Below are 1,441 nucleotides of genomic sequence, written 5' to 3' on the forward strand. Positions count from 1 at the left end.
AGGATCGCCAAGGTCCGGATCGATCGGCCGGAGCGCAAGACCCCGCTGACCTTCGACAGCTATGCGGAACTCCGCGACACGTTCCGCGACCTCGTCTATGCCGACGATGTCGACGCCGTGGTGTTCCTTTCCAATGGCGGCAATTTCTGCTCCGGCGGCGATGTCCACGACATTATCGGCCCGCTGGTCAAAATGGACATGAAGGAGCTCCTGGTCTTCACCCGCATGACCGGCGATTTCGTCAAGGCGATGCTGAATTGCGGCAAGCCGATCATTGCGGCGGTCGACGGCGTCGCGGTCGGCGCCGGCGCCATCATTGCGATGAGCTCCGACATCCGCATCGCCACGCCGGAAGCCAAGACCGCGTTCCTGTTCACCCGCGTCGGCCTCGCCGGCTGCGACATGGGCGCCTGCGCGATCCTGCCGCGCATCATCGGCCAGGGCCGCGCCGCCGAACTGCTCTACACCGGCCGCACCATGACGGCTGATGAAGGCGAACGCTGGGGTTTCTACAACCGGCTGGTCGATGCCGCCGCGCTTGAAGCCGACGCGCTCGACATGGCGGCGCGCATCGTCTCCGGCCCGACCTTCGCGCACGGCATCACCAAGACCCAGCTCAACCAGGAATGGTCGATGGGCCTCGACCAGGCGATCGAGGCGGAAGCGCAGGCGCAAGCGATCTGCATGCAGACCCGCGACTTCGAACGCGCCTACAAGGCGTTCGTGGCCAAGGAAAAGCCGGTGTTCGAGGGGGATTGAGGATGATGCTTTGCGTGGAGACGTTGGCGGGAGGGGGGCGCCGTAGTGCGCAAGGCCTCAATAGCGGGGCCACCAATGCCTGATCGTTCCTTCCTCTCCTGGCCGTTCTTCGAAGACCGCCATCGCGAACTAGCCGAGCACCTCGAGGCATGGTGCACGACCAACCTCCCAGTCGATCATCATGATGTCGACGCGGCCTGCCGCGAGCTGGTGACCAAGCTTGGCCAAGACGGCTGGCTGAAGCCGACGGCGCTCGACACCGACAATCCGGGGCCACTCGACGTGCGCACTTTGTGCATCACGCGCGAGACGCTCGCTCGCCATGACGGGTTGGCCGACTTCGCCTTCGCCATGCAGGGGCTGGGCACCGGCGCGCTCAGCCTGTTCGGCACGCCGGAGCAGCAGGAATGGCTTTCGAGGACACGCGCCGGCAAAGCGATTTCGGCCTTCGCCCTGTCGGAGCCGCGCTCTGGCTCGGACGTCGCCAACACCGAGATGACGGCGACCCGCGATGGCGACAGCTTCGTTCTTACAGGCGAAAAAACCTGGATTTCCAATGGCGGCATCGCCGACCTCTATGTCGTCTTTGCCCGCACCGGCGAGGCGCCGGGCGCCAAGGGGCTCTCGGCCTTCCTCGTGCCTGGCGACGCCAAGGGCCTTGGCATCGCCGAACGGCTCGAAG

General features: G+C 65.5%; 2 protein-coding genes. Both read left to right on the forward strand.

Annotated elements, in window-relative coordinates; genetic code table 11:
• The coding region (locus EN914_RS35370; protein ID WP_127389687.1) for an enoyl-CoA hydratase family protein at positions 1–759 on the forward strand (759 nt) is incomplete at its 5' end.
• Positions 760–834: 75 nt separating this feature from the next.
• On the forward strand, positions 835–1,441 hold a 607-nt coding region (locus EN914_RS35375; protein WP_206527318.1), incomplete at its 3' end, for an acyl-CoA dehydrogenase family protein.

The sequence above is a fragment of the Mesorhizobium sp. M7A.F.Ca.CA.001.08.2.1 genome (assembly GCF_003998455.1).
GTDB lineage: Bacteria > Pseudomonadota > Alphaproteobacteria > Rhizobiales > Rhizobiaceae > Mesorhizobium > Mesorhizobium ciceri.